Annotated in this window: 14 protein-coding genes; 7 read left to right on the top strand and 7 right to left on the bottom strand. The window is 72.5% G+C overall.

The features are described 5' to 3' along the window. Positions 1-12: 12 nt before the first annotated feature. The 4 genes from ACIP93_RS13935 (at position 13) to ACIP93_RS13950 (ending at position 3,351) form a co-directional block, all read left to right on the top strand. Positions 13-924 carry a dihydrodipicolinate synthase family protein gene (locus ACIP93_RS13935; RefSeq protein ID WP_401758300.1) on the top strand — a complete coding sequence of 304 codons (912 nt, stop codon included), beginning with the start codon at positions 13-15 and terminating at the stop codon, positions 922-924. A 36-nt stretch (positions 925-960) separates the two neighbouring features. Next, positions 961-1,968: a proline racemase family protein gene (locus tag ACIP93_RS13940; RefSeq protein ID WP_345217565.1), complete on the top strand. Its 1,008-nt coding sequence runs from the start codon at positions 961-963 to the stop codon at positions 1,966-1,968. Between the two features lie 120 nt (positions 1,969-2,088). Then, positions 2,089-2,808 (top strand): GntR family transcriptional regulator, encoded by a 720-nt coding sequence (locus ACIP93_RS13945; protein WP_345217567.1) that lies wholly within the window; start codon positions 2,089-2,091, stop codon positions 2,806-2,808. Positions 2,809-2,916: 108 nt separating this feature from the next. Beyond that, positions 2,917-3,351 (top strand): VOC family protein, encoded by a 435-nt coding sequence (locus ACIP93_RS13950; RefSeq protein ID WP_345217569.1) that lies wholly within the window; start codon positions 2,917-2,919, stop codon positions 3,349-3,351. 86 nt (positions 3,352-3,437) lie between these two features. Here the strand turns inward: ACIP93_RS13950 and ACIP93_RS13955 are convergent, their stop codons facing one another. Beyond that, complete coding sequence (locus ACIP93_RS13955) at positions 3,438-4,826, bottom strand: aminopeptidase P family protein (RefSeq protein WP_401758304.1); 1,389 nt, start codon at positions 4,824-4,826, stop codon at positions 3,438-3,440. 175 nt (positions 4,827-5,001) lie between these two features. Here ACIP93_RS13955 and ACIP93_RS13960 point away from each other — a divergent pair, with 175 nt between their 5' ends. Continuing rightward, the gene (locus ACIP93_RS13960; RefSeq protein ID WP_401758307.1) at positions 5,002-7,344 is read left to right on the top strand and encodes a collagenase; all 2,343 of its coding nucleotides are present in this window, start codon (positions 5,002-5,004) and stop codon (positions 7,342-7,344) included. Between the two features lie 80 nt (positions 7,345-7,424). Here the strand turns inward: ACIP93_RS13960 and ACIP93_RS13965 are convergent, their stop codons facing one another. Both ACIP93_RS13965 and ACIP93_RS13970 read right to left on the bottom strand, forming a co-directional pair. Continuing rightward, complete coding sequence (locus tag ACIP93_RS13965) at positions 7,425-9,488, bottom strand: prolyl oligopeptidase family serine peptidase (RefSeq protein WP_401758309.1); 2,064 nt, start codon at positions 9,486-9,488, stop codon at positions 7,425-7,427. A gap of 241 nt (positions 9,489-9,729) precedes the next feature. Beyond that, a complete protein-coding gene (locus ACIP93_RS13970) occupies positions 9,730-10,968 on the bottom strand; it encodes a DUF2993 domain-containing protein (protein WP_401758312.1) in 1,239 nt (412 codons plus the stop codon). Between the two features lie 393 nt (positions 10,969-11,361). Here ACIP93_RS13970 and ACIP93_RS13975 point away from each other — a divergent pair, with 393 nt between their 5' ends. After that, entirely contained in the window at positions 11,362-11,922 is a 561-nt protein-coding gene (locus ACIP93_RS13975) for a hypothetical protein (protein ID WP_401758315.1), read from the top strand. On the opposite strand, the gene ACIP93_RS13980 is transcribed toward ACIP93_RS13975, so the two are convergent. From ACIP93_RS13980 to ACIP93_RS13990, 3 genes are read right to left on the bottom strand one after another with little or no spacing between them, the layout of a single operon-like run. Next, a complete protein-coding gene (locus ACIP93_RS13980; RefSeq protein ID WP_401758318.1) occupies positions 11,919-12,041 on the bottom strand; it encodes a hypothetical protein in 123 nt (40 codons plus the stop codon). The genes ACIP93_RS13975 and ACIP93_RS13980 overlap by 4 nt on opposite strands. Next, positions 12,038-13,645 carry an NAD(P)/FAD-dependent oxidoreductase gene (locus tag ACIP93_RS13985; RefSeq protein ID WP_345217581.1) on the bottom strand — a complete coding sequence of 536 codons (1,608 nt, stop codon included), beginning with the start codon at positions 13,643-13,645 and terminating at the stop codon, positions 12,038-12,040. Before ACIP93_RS13985 ends, ACIP93_RS13980 begins: the two co-directional genes overlap by 4 nt. After that, on the bottom strand, positions 13,638-13,958 hold the full coding sequence (locus tag ACIP93_RS13990) for a hypothetical protein (RefSeq protein ID WP_401758321.1): 321 nt from the start codon (positions 13,956-13,958) through the stop codon (positions 13,638-13,640). Before ACIP93_RS13990 ends, ACIP93_RS13985 begins: the two co-directional genes overlap by 8 nt. A 294-nt stretch (positions 13,959-14,252) precedes the next feature. Here ACIP93_RS13990 and ACIP93_RS13995 point away from each other — a divergent pair, with 294 nt between their 5' ends. Next, positions 14,253-15,245: an SDR family NAD(P)-dependent oxidoreductase gene (locus ACIP93_RS13995; protein ID WP_401758324.1), complete on the top strand. Its 993-nt coding sequence runs from the start codon at positions 14,253-14,255 to the stop codon at positions 15,243-15,245. A 286-nt stretch (positions 15,246-15,531) separates the two neighbouring features. Here ACIP93_RS13995 and ACIP93_RS14000 read toward each other — a convergent pair whose 3' ends face one another. Next, positions 15,532-15,996, bottom strand: a complete 465-nt coding sequence (locus ACIP93_RS14000; RefSeq protein WP_401758327.1) for a DUF4383 domain-containing protein — start codon at positions 15,994-15,996, stop codon at positions 15,532-15,534. Between the last annotated feature and the right edge of the window lie 68 nt (positions 15,997-16,064).

Raw genomic sequence — 16,064 nt, forward strand, 5'->3', positions numbered from 1 at the left:
GGGAGACCCCGCATGAGCGACACGAACGAGACCGCTGAGGCCCGCCGCCCCTGGCGCGGCATCATGGTCGCCACCACCCTCCCCTTCCACGACGACCTCACCGTCGACTACGACACCTACGCCGCCCAGGTCGCCCGCCTCCTGGCGGCCGGCTGCGACGGCGTCGTGCCCAACGGCTCCCTCGGCGAGTACCAGACCCTCACCGACGAGGAGCGCGCCCGCGTCGTCAAGACCGCCGTCGAGGTCGCGGGCGGCGACCGCGTCATGCCCGGCGTCGCCGCGTACGGCAGCGCCGAAGCCCTGCGCTGGGCCGAGCAGGCCGCCGGACTGGGCTGCGGCTCCGTCCTCCTCCTGCCGCCCAACGCCTTCCGCGCCGAGGAGGGCGCCGTACGCGCCCACTACGCCGAGGTCGCCCGCGCGGGCGTGCCCGTCGTCGCGTACAACAACCCGTACGACACCAAGGTCGACCTGACCCCGCAGCTCCTGGCCGACCTGCACGCCGACGGCAGCATCGTCGCCGTCAAGGAGTTCAGCGGCGACGTGCGCCGTGCCTACGAGACAGCCGAACTCGCCCCCGAACTGGACCTGTTGGTCGGCGCGGACGACGTGTTGCTGGAACTGGCCCTGGCCGGCGCCGTCGGCTGGATCGCCGGCTACCCCAACGCCCTCCCCGACGCCTCCGTCGCCCTCTACCGGGCCGCCGTCGCCCAGGACCTGGAGACCGCGCTGCCCCTCTACCGCGCCCTGCATCCCTTGCTGCGGCTGGACTCCAAGACCGAGTTCGTCCAGTCCATCAAGCTCTCCATGGACCTCGCGGGCGAGCGCGGCGGCCCCACCCGCCCGCCGCGCTTCGCGCTCCCCGAGGAGCAGGCGTCGGTCGTGCGCTCCGTCACCGAGAAGCTCCTCGCCGACGGCCACCGCTGAGACCCCGTCCCACAACACGCCGACCAGGAGGCCCAGTTGCGCACCCGCCACGTCTTCCACGCCGTCGACTCCCACACCGAGGGCATGCCCACCCGCGTCATCACCGGCGGCGTCGGCACCCTCCCCGGCGCCACCATGGCCGAGCGCCGGCTGTACTTCGCCGAGCACCGCGACGCCGTCCGCACGCTCCTGATGTACGAGCCGCGCGGCCACGCCTCCATGAGCGGCGCCGTCCTCCAGCCGCCGACCCGCCCCGACGCGGACTTCGGCGTCCTGTTCATCGAGGTCTCCGGCTACCTCCCGATGTGCGGCCACGGCACCATCGGCGTGGCCACCGTCCTCGTCGAGACCGGCATGGTCGAGGTCCGGGAGCCCGTCACCACGGTCCGCCTCGACACCCCGGCGGGCCTCGTCACCGTCGACGTCCAGGTCGAGGACGGGGCGGCGAAAGGCGTCACCCTCACCAACGTCCCCGCCTTCTGCGTCGCCCTCGACCGCAAGATCGAGGTCCCCCGACTGGGCACCGTCACCTACGACATGGCGTACGGCGGGAACTTCTACGCCTTCGTCCAGCTCGACGCGGTCGGCCTCCCCTTCGACCGGGCCCGCAAGGACGACATCCTCGCCGCGGGCCTCGCCCTGATGGACGCCGTCAACGCCGACGCGGACCACCGCCCCGTCCACCCGGAGGACGACCGCATCGCCGGCCTCAAGCACGTCTACTTCGCCGCTCCCGGCTCCGACGCCACCCGCTCCCGGCACGCGATGGCCATCCACCCGGGCTGGTTCGACCGCTCGCCCTGCGGCACCGGCACCTCCGCCCGCATGGCACAGCTCCACGCCCGCGGCGAACTCCCGGTCGGCCGCGACTTCGTCAACGAGTCCTTCATCGGTACGGAGTTCACCGGCCGCCTCATCGGAACGGCTGCCGTCGGCGGCCTGCCCGCGGTCGTGCCCACCGTCACCGGACGGGCCTGGATCACCGGCACCGCGCAGTACTTCCTCGACCCGACGGACCCGTTCCCCGGCGGGTTCCTCCTGTGACGGGCGCCCTCGGCCGCTCGTGCGCCGACTCCCGCCACCCGGCGCACCCCGTCGACCGGACCGCCGACCGCGCAACGTGACATTGTACGCTGGCGGTCCGCAGCAACACGGAGGACCGCCATGGGTGAACTCAAGCAGCAGCGCCACCTGATCACCGCACAGGAACGACTCCGCGACCAGGTGGCGAACGCCCTGCGCGCAGCCCTGATAGCGGGCGAACTGCGGCCGGGCTCCGTGTACTCGGCGCCGGGTCTCGCCGCCGACTTCGGTGTCTCCGCGACGCCGGTACGCGAGGCGATGCTCGACCTGGCGCGCGAGGGGCTGGTGGAGCCCGTGCGCAACAAGGGCTTCCGGATCACCGAGGTGAGCGAGCGCGACCTCGACCAGTACACCGAGATCCGCGCGCTGATCGAGGTGCCGGTGGTCGGCAAGGTCACCAGGACCGCCGCCCGGGAGGAACTGGAAGCGCTGCGTCCGGTCGCCGAGGAGATCGTGGCCTCGGCCCGCAAGCACGACCTGATCGGCTACCTGGAGGCCGACCGGCGCTTCCACCTGACGCTTCTGGGGCTCGCGGGGAACGAGAGGCTGGTGGAGACGGTGGGGGACCTGCGGAAGCGGTCGCGTCTGTACGGCCTGACCCGGCTCGACGAGCGCAATGAACTGCTGCCCTCGGCCGAGGAGCACGTGGAGCTGCTGGACCTGATGCTGACCGGCGACGCCGAGGCCGCGGAGGCGTGCATGGCGAGGCACCTGGGGCACGTGCGGTCGCTGTGGGCGCAGGCCAGGGACGAACCCGTGGAGCCGAGGCAGCCGGCGGCGCGGAAGCTCGGGGTGCGCTAGCGCGGTTCTGGTGGCGGGGGGAGGGGCGGCGTACCAGGATGGGAGGTCCATCCTGGTACGCCGCCCCGTCCGTGGTGGGCGGCGGCCCGCGCAGCGGAGGAGATTCCCGTGGAGTGGACCCTCGAAGTGGTCATGGTTCCGGTGACGGACGTCGACCGGGCGAAGGACTTCTACGCCGACAGGTGCGGATTCAAGGTCGACCTCGACATGAAGTTCAGTGAGACGGCACGGGTCGTGCAGCTCACACCGGCGGGGTCGCGGTGTTCGATCGTCCTGACGGAGGGAATGGCGCCGCCGGCGGAGTGGGCGACGGAGGCGGAGCCCGGCTCGCTCCAGGGGATGCAGTTGTGCGTGGCGGACGTGGAGGCGGGGCGGGAGGAGCTGGCGGGGCGGGGCGTGGACATCAGCCCGGTGATGCACTACGGGGAGAGGGGATGGGAGGAGGGGAAGGGGGAGACGTGGAACTCCTGGGCCTACTTCCGCGACCCGGACGGGAACGGGTGGGTCGTCCAGGAGGCCCCGTCCCCACTCGGGGAGCGCTAACCGACGGGGTGGGGGCTGCGCCCACCGGGGAGAAGGAGGGGGTGGAGCGGAAAGGAGGATTTCCCTTCCCCCCGAACGGGGAAGCGTCAGGGCAGGAGCGAGGACATCCATTCCTCCACCGCGTCCGGCTCCCGCGGCAGAGCCGACGACATCACCCGCGCCCCCTCCGCCGTAATGACCACATCGTCCTCGATCCGCACGCCGACCCCCCTCAGCTCCACCGGCAACGTCTCGTCGTCCGGCTGGAGGTAGAGCCCGGGCTCCACCGTGAGGACCTGCCCCTCCTCCAGGACCCCGTCCAGGTACCGCGTGGCCCTCGCATGCGCGCAGTCGTGCACGTCGAGTCCCAGCATGTGCCCCGAACTGCACAGCGAGTACCTCCGGTGCAGCCCGCTGTCGGCCCGCAGCGACTCCTCCGGCGGGACCCGCAGCACGCCCCACTCGTGCAGCCCCTCCGCCAGCACCCGCGAGCAGGCCCGGTGGAAGTCCCGGAAGCCCGCCCCGGGCTTCAGCGCCGCGATCCCCGCGTTCTGCGCGGCCAGCACCAGCTCGTACACCTGCCGCTGCACCGGTGAGAAGCGCCCGGACAGGGGGAACGTGCGCGTGATGTCGGAGGTGTAGAGGCTGTCGACCTCCACCCCCGCGTCCAACAGCAGCAGTTCGTCCCGGTTCAGGGCGCCGTCGTTGCGTATCCAGTGCAGGACGCAGGCGTGCGCGCCGGACGCGGCGATGGTGTCGTACCCGGTCCCGTTGCCGTCCGCGCGGGCCCGCAGGTTGAAGACGCCCTCGATCCACCGCTCGCCGCGCGGGTGCGCCAGGGCCGTCGGCAGTGACCGTACGACGTCCTCGAAGCCGGCCACCGTGTGGTCGACCGCCCGCTGGATCTCGCCCACCTCCCAGGCGTCCTTGACGAGCCGCAACTCGGCCAGCGCGGACGTCAGTTCGGGGTCGACGCCCGCGACCCGCGCTCGCGGGCCGGCCTTCAGGCCGTCCAGGTGCGCGCACCGGACGCCCGTCAGGTGCTCCGCCTCGTCCAGGTCGGGTCGCCGCCCCACCCAGAACTCCCCGTACCTGCGGTCGCGGTAGAACTCGCCCCGCCCGTCCGCACGCGGCGAGCGCGGCCGTACGTACAGCACCGCCTCCCCGTCCGGCTGGATCACCAGGGCGTGGCCGGGCTGGTCCTCGGTCGTCAGCCCGGTCAGCCACACGTACGCGCTGTACGGGCGGAAGCGGTAGTCGCAGTCGTTGGAGCGGACCTGCAACTCGCCTGCCGGGACCACCAGTTGTTCCCCGGGGAAGAGCGCGGCCAGCCGTGCCCTTCGTCCCGCGAAGTGCTCGAAGCCCGGTACTCGCGCCTCCGGGGACAGCGGCGAAGGCGCCCACCGCTCTCCCATGTACGCGTCCAGCGCGGGCGAGACGGGCAAATCATGGCTGACGGTGCGGAGTTGGGCGGTCCGCTCGGGGAGCGAGGTCACGTTTTTCGCCTCCAGGGGCAGGAGAGTCGACCGAAGCCTTGTCAGTGCAATTTCACATTACTATGTTACGGGTCACACCTCGGGATGCGGAAGCCGACGGAAGCCCACGGCGACCGTCCGGACCGCCCCCTCAACTCCCCACACAGATCCGGAGATCCAGGTGTCACACCCGCGTATGCCGCGCAGGATCCTGCTGGCCGCGACTCTCTCCGCCGCCCTCGTCCTCCCGGTCGTCCAGTCCGCCCAGGCCGCGCCCCCGCCGCCCGCGCCGAACGCCTCCTCGGACACCGCCCGCCAGCCGCAGCCCCGTGCGGCCGAGCCGGGTGCCAACCCCTTCGACGAGGTCGAACGCCTCGCCACGGCGCCGAAGCCGAAGAACGCCGTCCCCGCACCCCGCGCCGTCACCAGGGAGGGCCGCACCCCCGGCGCGCAGACCCCGGCCCGGCCGGCCGCCGAGCGGTCCGCCGCGCAGAGATCCCTGAGAGCGGCGGGCGTCCCCTGCACCCTCGACGGCGTCACGGGTCTCGGCCCCGAACAGTTCGCGGACTTCCTCGCGGACCCGGCCGTCACCGCCGACGGCTGCCTGCGCGACCTCATCTGGACCTGGGACGCCCGGCTCGCCCCCGTCATGTCCGACGCCCACGTGCAGGCCGTCGCCCGCCGCATATCGAGCCTCGCCGCCGGTCACGACGGCAAGAACTCCACCCACCTGTACGAGATGTTCACGTACCTGCACGCGGTGGCCTACCACGACTTCTCGCGCGACGAGATCGACACCACCGACATCCCCACGGTGGAGACCGTGCGCCGCGCCATCAACGACTTCGGCACCGCGGCCCGCACCTTCGACGTCACGAAGACCAACGCCAACACCCTGCGCGAAGCGCTCTACGCCGCGGGGCCCGGCCTGCGCCAGTCCCAACTGGGCCTGATCCGCAAGGTGCTGGCGACCATGGACCCGTACCACAACACCCAGTACGCGGACCCCGCCTGGGGCGGCGCCGCGCTCGCCGCGCTCTCCACGAACTACCTCGGCGTCTACCCCGGCAACCGGGACACCGCCTTCCACACCGTGGTCAAGCAGAACGCCGCCTACCGCGAGTCGTTCAAGAAGTTCGCCGGCTACACCCACCTCAAGGGAACGCCCAACGAGTGGGTGGTGCGCGACGCGCTCAGCGAGTACGGCCGCTTCGGCCAGATCGACGGGCTCAAGGACCAGATCACCGCCGACCTCGGCACCCTCCTGACCACCGTCGCGCAGAACTTCGGCGAGGGCAGCCAGCCCTGGGCCAAGATCGCCTCCTGGCTGAACGCGTACGACGCGTGCGCACCGTACGGGGTCTGCAAGGACGACATCGAGAAGAAGATCTTCCCGTACACCTACGTCTACGACAACGGCGCCATCAAGGTCCGCACCGGCCTCGACCGCGCCACCGTCGACCAGCTCTACTACGCGTCCAAGCAGGTCAAGGCGCAGTTCCACCGGGTGGTCGGCAGCACGGAGCCGCTCGCGGGCGACACCAACACCACCCTCAACATCGTCCTGTACGGCTCGCGGGCCGACTACGAGAACTACCACCCGCTGCTCACCGGCATGGACACCGACAACGGCGGCGTCTACATCGAGCGCGGCGCCACCTTCTACACCTACCAGCGGCGCGTCCCGCAGGACTCCTCACTCACCCTCGAAGAACTCTTCCGGCACGAGTACGTCCACTACCTCAACGGCCGCTTCGCCGTGCACGGTTCCTTCGGCGAGGGCCCCTGGTACCAGGGCGACCGCACCACCGCGATGGACGAGGGCACCGGCGAGTTCTTCGACGGCGCCACCCGCGACGACGGCATCGCGGTCCGCAAGTCCCTGGTCAAGAGCATCATCAGCGACACCGCGGGCGGCGGGCCGCGGATGACGGTCCAGCAGCTCCTGCACGCCACCTACGACGGCGACGGCTTCCGCTTCTACTCGTACGCCGGAACCTTCTTCGAGTACCTGTGGCGCGACCACCCCGGCAGGCTCCAGGAGATGTACAGGCACCTGCGCGCCAACGACGTCGCCGCCTTCGACGCCTGGCGCAAGCGGCAGGGCGCCGACGCCGCACTCCAGCGCGGCTACGACGCCTTCCTCGACCAGCAGATCGCCGTCGTCGACCGGCTCTTCGTGCCCAACACCCAGTACACGCCCCCGGCCACGCTGAAGTTCGCCTCCGCCGCCGACGTGAAGGCCGCCTTCAAGGCCGCCACGTACCTGGACCCGGCCTCCTGCAAGGACGACGGCGGCAAGGAACTCGGCCGGTTCACCTGTACCGGCCGCATCACCGCCAACCTCTCCCAGTCCACCGACCCCGGCAAGGTCTTCAAGGACGTCTCCGAGACCGTCGACTACTACCTCCTCGACCGCTCCGAGCCCGCCGCGAACAACTTCGCCGACATGAACTGCTCCTTCGGCAAGGTCGACATCTGGAGCAACGGCCAGGCCGGCAGCGCCGACTACGTCTGCGAGGGCCCGCTGCGCCGCTAGCACCCCCCGCCCCGCCCCTTGCACGGGCGACGGCTGAGGAAGCCCCGGGACCTCCACGGCCCCGGGGCTTCCTGCCCGCCCTACAGCACCCGCTTCAGGAAACCGAGGTCGTGCGCCATCAACTGCTCCCGCACTCCGCCCGGCGTCATGTGCGAGACACCGGGGAGCGTCAGCAGCTCGTGCTGCCGGCCTGCCTCGGTCAGCGCCTCCGAGAGCCGGAAAGTGTGCGTCGGGTGCACGTTGTCGTCGGCGAGTCCGTGCACCAAAAGCAGGGGGCGGCTCAACCCGGCGGCGTCACCGCGCAACGAGTCCGCGTCGTAGACCTCCGGGTTCTCCTCGGGCAGACCCAGATAGCGTTCCGTGTACGCCGTGTCGTACTCCCGGAAGTCGGTGGGCGGCGCCCCCGCCACCGCCGCGTGGAACACGTCAGGCCGCCGCAGCACCGCGAGCGCCGCCAGGTAGCCGCCGTACGACCACCCGCGCACCGCGACGCGGGACAGGTCCAGCTCCGGGTGCAGCGAACCCAGTTCGCGCAGGGCCGCGACCTGGTCGTCCAGAGTGGTGCGGGAGAAGTCCCGGTACATGGCGTGGGCGAACGCGGGCGAGACGTTCGCGGTGCCCCGGTTGTCGACCGTCACCACGGCGAATCCCTGGTCGGCCCACCACTGCCGGTGCTGTTGCGCCCGCGGGTCGCTGGTCACCGCCTGCGCGCCCGGACCGCCGTACACGTCCAGGAGCACGGGCAACAGCTCCCCGGCGGCGTGTCCGCGCGGCAGCACCACCTGGGCCGGAAGACGGTGCTCGGTGACGCGGGCGAAGCGCGGCGCGACCGCGTACGGCAGCGGCTCGGCGAGGCTGCGCAGCTCCCGCTCCCGCCCGCCCGGGACGCGCACGGTGCGCCGCACCTGCGCACCCGGCACGGCGGACACGATCAGCAGCGCCCCGGCCGAGGCCACGGCGGCATGCACCCCCGGCCCCTCGGTCAGCGGACGCGCCGTGCCACTCGCCGGGTCCACCAGCACCACGTGCTGGTCGGCCGGCTCGTCGAAGGCCGCCTCGACCACGAGCGACCCCTCGAACTCTCCTACGAAGGACCGCACGTTGAGTTCGGGCGCCGTGAAAGGCCGCCCGTCCACCAGCAGCGTCTGCGTACCGCCGTCCACGGTCTCACCCGGTGACAGAATCCGGCCGTCCGCCAACTGGGCCGGTGTGCCGGGGACTTGCTCGACCCACAGGGCGTGCGCCGTCCGGGACAGCACCCGGGTGGCCCCCGACGCCGGGTCCGCCGCCAGCCACAGCAGCTCGCGCTGGAGCCGGTCCTGCACCGCGAACCGGATCTCGGTGTCCGACTCCCAGGCGGCGTCCGTGACGTACGGATGCGCCGCCGTGTCCCACTCCAGGCGTACGTGGCCGCCCTCGCCCAGCACCCACAGCCGCACGTCCGCGTTCGGGCCGCCGGCCTGCGGATAGGCGAACCCGCCGCCGTAGTCGTGCCGGGGCAGCGCCGACTCGTCCACCCGGGCGGCCAGCAGGGTCCGGCCGTCCGGCGCCCACCAGTGCCCGCGCGAGCGGCCCAGTTCCTCGGCCGCCGCGAACTCCGCGACGCCCCAGCGGGCGCCGTCCTCGGGGGAGACCTGCGCGGTGACGTCCCGGTCGCAGTCCACGACGTACAGCCGGTCCTCGCTGACGTACGCGATCCGCGAGCCGTCGGCATCGGGGCGCGGGTCGAAGACCGGTCCGGGGGCGGGGATTTCCTGCGGCTGCGGCGTGCCGTCCGGCGACGTGGCGACGCGGAACAGGCGGCCGTACAGGGCGAAGACGGCGAAGCGGCCGTCACCGGAGAGGGCGTACGAGCCGATCCCGGCCGCGACGAGACGGATGCGTTCCCGCAACTGCCGCTCCACGAGCGGGGGTTCGCCTCCCTTGGGAGCGAGTGCGCGGCAGTCGGTGAGCTGCCGTTCCTCGCCGGTGGCGGTGTCCAGGACCCAGAGGTCGTCGTACGGGTCGGTGGGTCCGGCGGAACGCAGGAAGAAGAGCCGCCCGCCTCCTTCGGCGAAGGAGGCGGCGCGCGGGGCGCCGTAGGAGAAGCGTCCGGTGCGGGCGGAGAGGGCGAGGAAGGGGTCGCTCAGGGGGTCCAGGGGCATGGGGAGATCGTCTCCGGCGCGGGGTGCGGAGGTCAAGAAGTGCTATGTGAAATTGCACTGCGGTGCTGCGGTGCTGCGGTGCTGTGGGCGTCGGCGGTCGGCGGTCGGCGCGGGGTGCCGGTGCCTGCCGCACCCGGAGTGGGCTGTGGGCTGCGAGGGCCCCTGCCGGGGCAGGCTCCGGGTGCGCCAGGAACGCGCGCGGGGCCGGGCGCCGTGCGCGCCCGGCCCCGTACGGGGTCGGCTACTTGACCGCCACGTCCCCGAACGTCAGCCCCGTCCCGTTCAGGTCCGCCCGGATGCCCTCCCGCTCGACCTTGATGTCCCGCAGCCGCAGCTCGCCCGGCGTCTTCGGCAGCCGGAACGACAGCGACAGCTTCTCCGACAGCTCCGGCGGGCGCATCGCCAGCAGCGAGGAGATCGTCTTCGGGTCGATCCCCACCTTCTTCAGCAGCCACGGGTGGTCGACCACCAGGTCCACCAGGTTCAGCTTCATCAACTGCCGCACGAAGGTGGGCGAACCGGTCAGCCGGTGCAGCTCCTCCTCGCTGCGCAGTGCCTTGCTGACCCACTCCTGCGGCACGCCCAGCCGGTGCACCACGGCGGGCACCGCGAGCAGCGACTTGATCTTCGCGCCCTCCTTGGCGAGCCGTGCCGCGGCCTGCGGGTGCAGCCGCAGCCCCGAGGTGGCGCGGTCCTTGCCCGGGCGGTAGGTGAGCAGGCCCGGAATGTCGACCCGCATGTCGCTGATGGTGGTCGACACCGCCCGGTCGCCGTCGCGCTGGATGTGCGCCTCCGCGCCGAGCAGGACCTTGGTCCCGGCGACCGGGAGCTCGCCGCTGACCTTGATGCGGTTCTCGCCGTCCTTCCTGAACCTGGCCTGGGACGAGCCGAGTTCACGGTTGAGGTCGTCGAAGGACAGCAGGACGTCGCCGTCCACACTGCCGATGACCGCACCCTGGACGGCGGAGGGCAGCGAGCCCACGATGTCGATGTCGTGCGCGGTGGCGCGCACCTGGGCGATCGACACCCGGTCGGCGGCCACGTCGGGGACCGCGACGTCCACTTTCTCCAGGCGCTTGTCGAAGACCTGGGTGAGGAAGGGGAAGCCGTGGATGTTCACCTCCGGCGCCGTCGCCAGGTGCATCGCTTCCTTCAGCTTCTCCTCGGCCTTGTCCTGGGCGTACATCACCGCGAACCGGTCGCCGAGCAGCAGGAACGCGCATACCACCACCAGCGCGACGGCCACCTTGAACACCACGGGTATCGCGCCGAAGCGGCTGCGGCCCCGGTGGTTGGGCGGCTTCCACGGGTCGTCGTCCTCGTCGTCGTCCGACGGCAGACCGAGGCCGAGCAGGCGCTCGTCGGGTTCGTGGGCCGCGTAGTCCGGCTCGGGAGGAGCGAGGCGGGCCAGCTCCTCGTAGGGGTTGCGGGGGAGGCCGGTGGTGGTGCGGTCATGGGGACGGTCGGGGTGAGCGGTCATGCGTGTGGGGGGTCGCATCGCAGCATCCCACCATGCGAACCACCCTCGAACGCAAGCTCGATGACCGTCTCCGGGTGGTTTCGGGCGTATTGCCGCCGACGAGTGTGCGCCGACGGACGGTCACGACAGCCGCTTGACCAGCGAAGAAGCCCTGCCGCCACGGTCGTTGCCGCTGGGGGACCCTGGGCCACGCGGACGTGCCCCGCCTGCCCGCTCCTCATGGGGCGCCGGTCAGCGGGTACCCGCAGAGTCTCCACCGTGTGAGGAACCCAGGGGGAACCGGGATGCGCAGAGCCACGAAGCGACGGGACGGCCGTCCGCGGGGATACGTCGCCGTGCCGGGGGCGTCCGCCACGGGCGCCGTCGGGCTCCGGAATGCGGGCAGGTCCTAGGATGCCGGACACCTCCACCTCCTCCGCGCACCGCGGTCTCGACTGGCTGAAGAAGCACCCCTGGGTGCCGTTGGCCCTCATCTGGGCGGTCACCCTGTTCGTGCTCACCGCGGTCGATCTGCGGCCCGACTGGCTCCGGGTCGGGATCATGGGGGCGCTCTCCGGGAGCTTCGCGGTGGCGGGCACGCAGCGCGCGTCCCGTGCGGACAGCCGGTCCGCCGGAGTGTCGCCCGCCCAACTGGACGTACTGGTGGGCCAGTTGCAACGGGGCCGGGTCCCCGACGCCGCGCAGGACCGCGAGGCGATGCGCGCTCTGACGGTCCGCAGGAGTGCCCGGCTGCACCGCCGCTACCGCGTCCTGCCCGCCTACGCCCTTGTCTGTGTCGGGTTCTGCGTGCTGGCGTACCTGTACTACGGCCCGCTGGTCACGCTGGCCGTGGCGGCTCTCGCCCTCGCCCTCTTCGCGATCGAACTCCGGGAACTCCGGCGGACCCGCGGACGCCTGGACCGTATGCACCTGGCCCTGCGCGATTCCGCCGGAGGCGTGCCGGGCGGGAGCTAGCCGTCCCGGATCTCGTCCTCACCGGTCTCGTCCTCACCGGCCCGGCGCTCCGCCGCCCGGCCCCCTGCCGACTCGTCGCCGTGCAGGAGGCAGGGGAGGCGGGGGAGGCGCCGCGTCATCGCCGCCGGGCCAACACGCGTTGCGCCGTGACGGCCGCGGTGTTCAGCACGCCCCGGGCGCGCACGGCGGCGCGGGCCGCGTTGGCTCCCGGAGCGCCGTGGACGCCGCCGCCGGGGTGGGCGGACGCGGAGGCGAGGTAGAGGCCGCGGACCGGGGTCTCGGGGCGGCCGGTGCCGGGGACGGGACGAAAGACGAGCTGCTGGTGCAGGGCCGCGGTACCGCCGTTGATGGCCCCGCCGTGCAGGTTGGCGTCGGCCGCCTGGAGGGTGGGCGGCGCGAGGATGCGGCGGGCGCGGATGCGGCTGCGGAAGCCGGGGGCGTACCGCTCGACCTGTTCCTCCATCCGGTCGGCCATCATCTCCTGCTCGCCCTTGTCCCAGCGGCCGGTCAGGCCCCCGTCGCCCGCGTCGCCGCGGATCTCGTGCGGGACGTGGGTGTACGCCCACGCGGACTCCGTCCCGGCGGGGGAGCGGGTGGGGTCGGCGGTGGTCATCTGCCCGAAGAGGAGGAAGGGCCGGTCGGGGGCCTGTCCGGTGGCCAGTTGCGCGGCGAACCGGGTGAGCGCGTCGACTCCGTCGGCGAGGTGCACGGTCCCCGCCCCGGCGGCCTCGGGCGCGGTCCACGGAACGGTTCCGTTCAGCGCCCAGTCCACCTTGAACGTCGCGAAGTCCCACGCGAAGCGCCGCAGGTCCTCGTGGACCCGGGACGGCAGGTGCTCGGGGGCGAGCAGCTCGCCGTACAACTGCGGCGCGGTGACGTCGGCCAGGACGGCGTCCTTGGCGCGCACGGATTCCCCGTCGGCGGTGCGCACTCCCAGGGCCCGGCCTCCGCGCACCACCACCTCGGTGACCCGCCGCCCGCAGTGCACGCTGCCCCCGCGGTCGCGCAGCCGCGCCACGAGGGCCTCGGTGAGTACTCCCGCGCCCCCGACCGGCACCGGAAAGCCCTGGCTCTGGCCCAGCATCGACATCAGCCAGCCGAACCCGCCGCTGCCCGCCGCCTCCGGGGCCAGGTCCGCGTGCAGCGCGTTCCCCGCCAGCAGCAGCCTGCCGCCCTCCCCGGCGAACTTCTCCTCGCCCAGCCGGCGCACCGGAAGCAGGAGCTCCCGTACGAGCCGCAGACCTCCGGCGCCCCGCACGCGAGCGGCGAGCGCGACAGCGGACCGTACCGGCGGGAAGGGCGTGAACAGGGCGTCCAGCACCGGCCCGCCCAGCCGGTCCCAGCCCGCGCACAGCTCCCGCCACGTCTGCCCGTCACCGGGGGCGAACCCCTCCAGGTTGGCGGCGGTCACCTCCCGGTCGCGGTCGAGCACCGCGCAGCGGCCGTCCGGCAGGGGGTGCGCGAGGACGTGCGGGGCGTTGCTCCACCGCAGCCCGTACTTCTCCAGGCCGAGCCCGGCGATGACCGGGGAGGCCGCCGCCAGCGGGTAGAAGGCGCTGAAGGTGTCGCTGACGTACTCCGGATGCACGGCGCGGTCACTGCGCACCGCCCCGCCCGGCTCGTCCTGCGCCTCCAGCACGGTCACCTGCCACCCGGCGTCGGCCAGCAGATTGGCGGCGACGAGCCCGTTGGGCCCGCTGCCGATCACCACGGCGTCAGGCATCGGCGAGTACTCCGTTCGTGTGCTTGCCCCGGGGCCGGACGCCGAGAGCGGCGCGGGCACCGCCCAGCGGCCGCTCCACGCCTCCGGCGAGGACGCGGGGCGGATCGTGACGTCGTACGCCGACATGGCCCCCGGACTCCTCGGGCCCCGGCTCGACGGTGGAGTGCGGCGTGGCGCCCGCCCCGGGCCGGGCCCTCTCGTCGGCGGAGGCGGAGTGCGTGCCCGCCACCCGCTCGCAGTGCCGGGACTCGTCCGCCGGCACCTTCCACGGCGCGTGGAGCGGGCGGCGGACGAGCTGGTGCCGTACAGCCATGGTTCCTCCTGAAAGACGGGGCCGGTCCCCTGACATCCGGGTGACAGGGGGCGTGTGCCCGTCCGACGACTCCGACGACCAGGCGCACGCCCGACGACGGGCGGGTGCCTGCTTCCGATCGTCGCGCAGGTGCCGAGTGACCGCCTGCGGCCTTTTCACACCCCCTTTCCGTTTTCGTCCCGCGCCGGCCGGTGCAGGTGTGCCGCGGAGCCGACGGGGGTACTCACACCCGTCGGCCTGCCGGGAGGGCGGACCGACGAGTCACCGCCCCGTCGATGGAAGGAACTCGTTCCCATGGCTGCCGATCTGGACAAAGTCGTCGTGATCACCGGTGCGTCGAGCGGCGTCGGCCGCGCCTGCGCGCAGGCGTTCGCCGCCCGCGGATGCGCCCTGGTGCTCGCCGCCCGCCGCGCTCACGTGCTGGAGGAACTCGCCGAGGAGTGCCGCAGGGAGTACGGCGTCGGCGTCCTCGTGGCCCCCACCGACATGACGGACGTGGACGCGGTGGAGAAGCTCGCGGACGGAGCCGTGGCCGAGTTCGGCCGGATCGACGTCTGGCTGAACAGTGCGGCGGTGGCCGCCTTCGGCGCCCTGGAGGAGGTGCCCCCGGAGATCTTCCGCCAGGTGGTGGACGTCAACGTGCTGGGATGTGTGAACGGCGCCCGCGCCGCTCTGCGCGTGATGCGCGGACAGCGCAGCGGCACCGTCGTCAACGTCTCCTCGGTCGTCGGCGCCGCCGTGGTCCCGTACAACGCCGCCTACGTCGTGTCCAAGGCGGCGGTGCGTGCGCTGGGCGGCAGTCTGCGCCAGGAACTGCGCCTGGCGGGACAGGACGGCATCCACGTCTGCACCGTGCTGCCGGCGACCATGGACACCCCGTTCTTCCAGCACGCGGCGAACTACACCGGCCGGGCGGTCACCCCGATGGCACCCGTCTACACCGCGCAGCGCGCAGCCAGGACGGTGGTGCGGCTGGCGGTGCGACCGCGCAGGGAGGCGTACGTCGGGCCGGCCGGACGTGTGCTCGGCATCCAGTCGAAGCTCACCCCGGCCCTCGTGGAGCGGGCGCTGGCCCACCAGATGGACCGCGCGCACCTTTCCCGCACCCGCTCGGCCGCCCCCACCGACGGCAACGTGGCCCGCCCCTCGGACGGGCGGGCCACGACGGACGGCGGCTGGCACGGCCGCAGGCGCACCGCCGTGCGCAGGGCCGGAGCGGTGGCGCTCGCGGCGGGCCTGGTGGCCGCGGGCGTGACCGCGCGGGGGCACGGGCAGCGGCACCCCTGAGGCCCGCGCGGTGCGCCGGGTGCGGGGACCGGCGCTACCGGAAGACGCAGGGAACAGATCAGGCGGGCGGCACAGCGGCACTGGGCACGCGGTCGTCCAGCGATTCCGTCCACGCATCAGGTCCGTCGATCTGTCAGGTCCGGCACGCGCGCCGACGAAGGCGTCGAGCCCCACACGCGCAAGGCTCCAGGCGGCGGTCCTCGCCTGCCTGGAGCCTTGTGTCGGCGGTGTGCCCTTCCTGCCGGCCGCCGGTCGGCGGACCGGGCCGTGCGACGGCAGGCCCTGTTCAGCCTGTGCGGCGGGTGTGGGTGGTGCGGGTGGTGCGGGTCAGCAGAGCGCCCAGGGCGATCATGCCGATGCCCAGCACGAAGTGGAGCCAGTTGTCGGCGGTGTTGACCGGTACGAAGTTCGCGGCGCTGTCGTGGTCGATGAACAGCCCGTAGAGCCAGAGCACGAGGTAGACGGCTCCACCGGCCAGGAGATAGGTGCGGGCGGTGGAGGCGGCGCGGGACATGGCGACTCCAGCGATCCCGAACAGCAGGTGCACGATGTTGTGCAGGATCGACACCTGGAAGACACCGAGCAGTTTCGCTTCGGAGTGGTGCTCGGCGAACTTCATCGTGTCGTAGTCGCTCGTGACACCGGGAATGAATCCGAGGACGCCTACCAGCAGGAAGAGGACACCCACCAGCAGTGCGGCCGTCTGCACCGGGCTTTTGGCGGAGGTCACCGGAGTGTGTGCAGCAGCCATGGGACAGCACTTCCCCTCGACGAATACAGGTCACCGCCCCGCTTTTGCGGAGCAGGAATACCGCGTGC

It is taken from the genome of Streptomyces sp. NPDC088745, assembly GCF_044751045.1.
Taxonomy (GTDB): Bacteria; Actinomycetota; Actinomycetes; order Streptomycetales; family Streptomycetaceae; genus Streptomyces; species Streptomyces cremeus.

Coding starts and splice junctions, on each gene's coding strand:
- ACIP93_RS13985 (WP_345217581.1), bottom strand. CDS start 13,645: ATGCCTGACGCCGTGGTGATCGGCAGCGGGCCCAACGGGCTCGTCGCC.
- ACIP93_RS13960 (WP_401758307.1), top strand. CDS start 5,002: ATGCCGCGCAGGATCCTGCTGGCCGCGACTCTCTCCGCCGCCCTCGTC.
- ACIP93_RS13995 (WP_401758324.1), top strand. CDS start 14,253: ATGGCTGCCGATCTGGACAAAGTCGTCGTGATCACCGGTGCGTCGAGC.
- ACIP93_RS13935 (WP_401758300.1), top strand. CDS start 13: ATGAGCGACACGAACGAGACCGCTGAGGCCCGCCGCCCCTGGCGCGGC.
- ACIP93_RS13975 (WP_401758315.1), top strand. CDS start 11,362: ATGCCGGACACCTCCACCTCCTCCGCGCACCGCGGTCTCGACTGGCTG.
- ACIP93_RS13965 (WP_401758309.1), bottom strand. CDS start 9,488: ATGCCCCTGGACCCCCTGAGCGACCCCTTCCTCGCCCTCTCCGCCCGC.
- ACIP93_RS13990 (WP_401758321.1), bottom strand. CDS start 13,958: ATGGCTGTACGGCACCAGCTCGTCCGCCGCCCGCTCCACGCGCCGTGG.
- ACIP93_RS13945 (WP_345217567.1), top strand. CDS start 2,089: ATGGGTGAACTCAAGCAGCAGCGCCACCTGATCACCGCACAGGAACGA.
- ACIP93_RS14000 (WP_401758327.1), bottom strand. CDS start 15,996: ATGGCTGCTGCACACACTCCGGTGACCTCCGCCAAAAGCCCGGTGCAG.
- ACIP93_RS13970 (WP_401758312.1), bottom strand. CDS start 10,968: ATGACCGCTCACCCCGACCGTCCCCATGACCGCACCACCACCGGCCTC.
- ACIP93_RS13980 (WP_401758318.1), bottom strand. CDS start 12,041: ATGACGCGGCGCCTCCCCCGCCTCCCCTGCCTCCTGCACGGCGACGAG.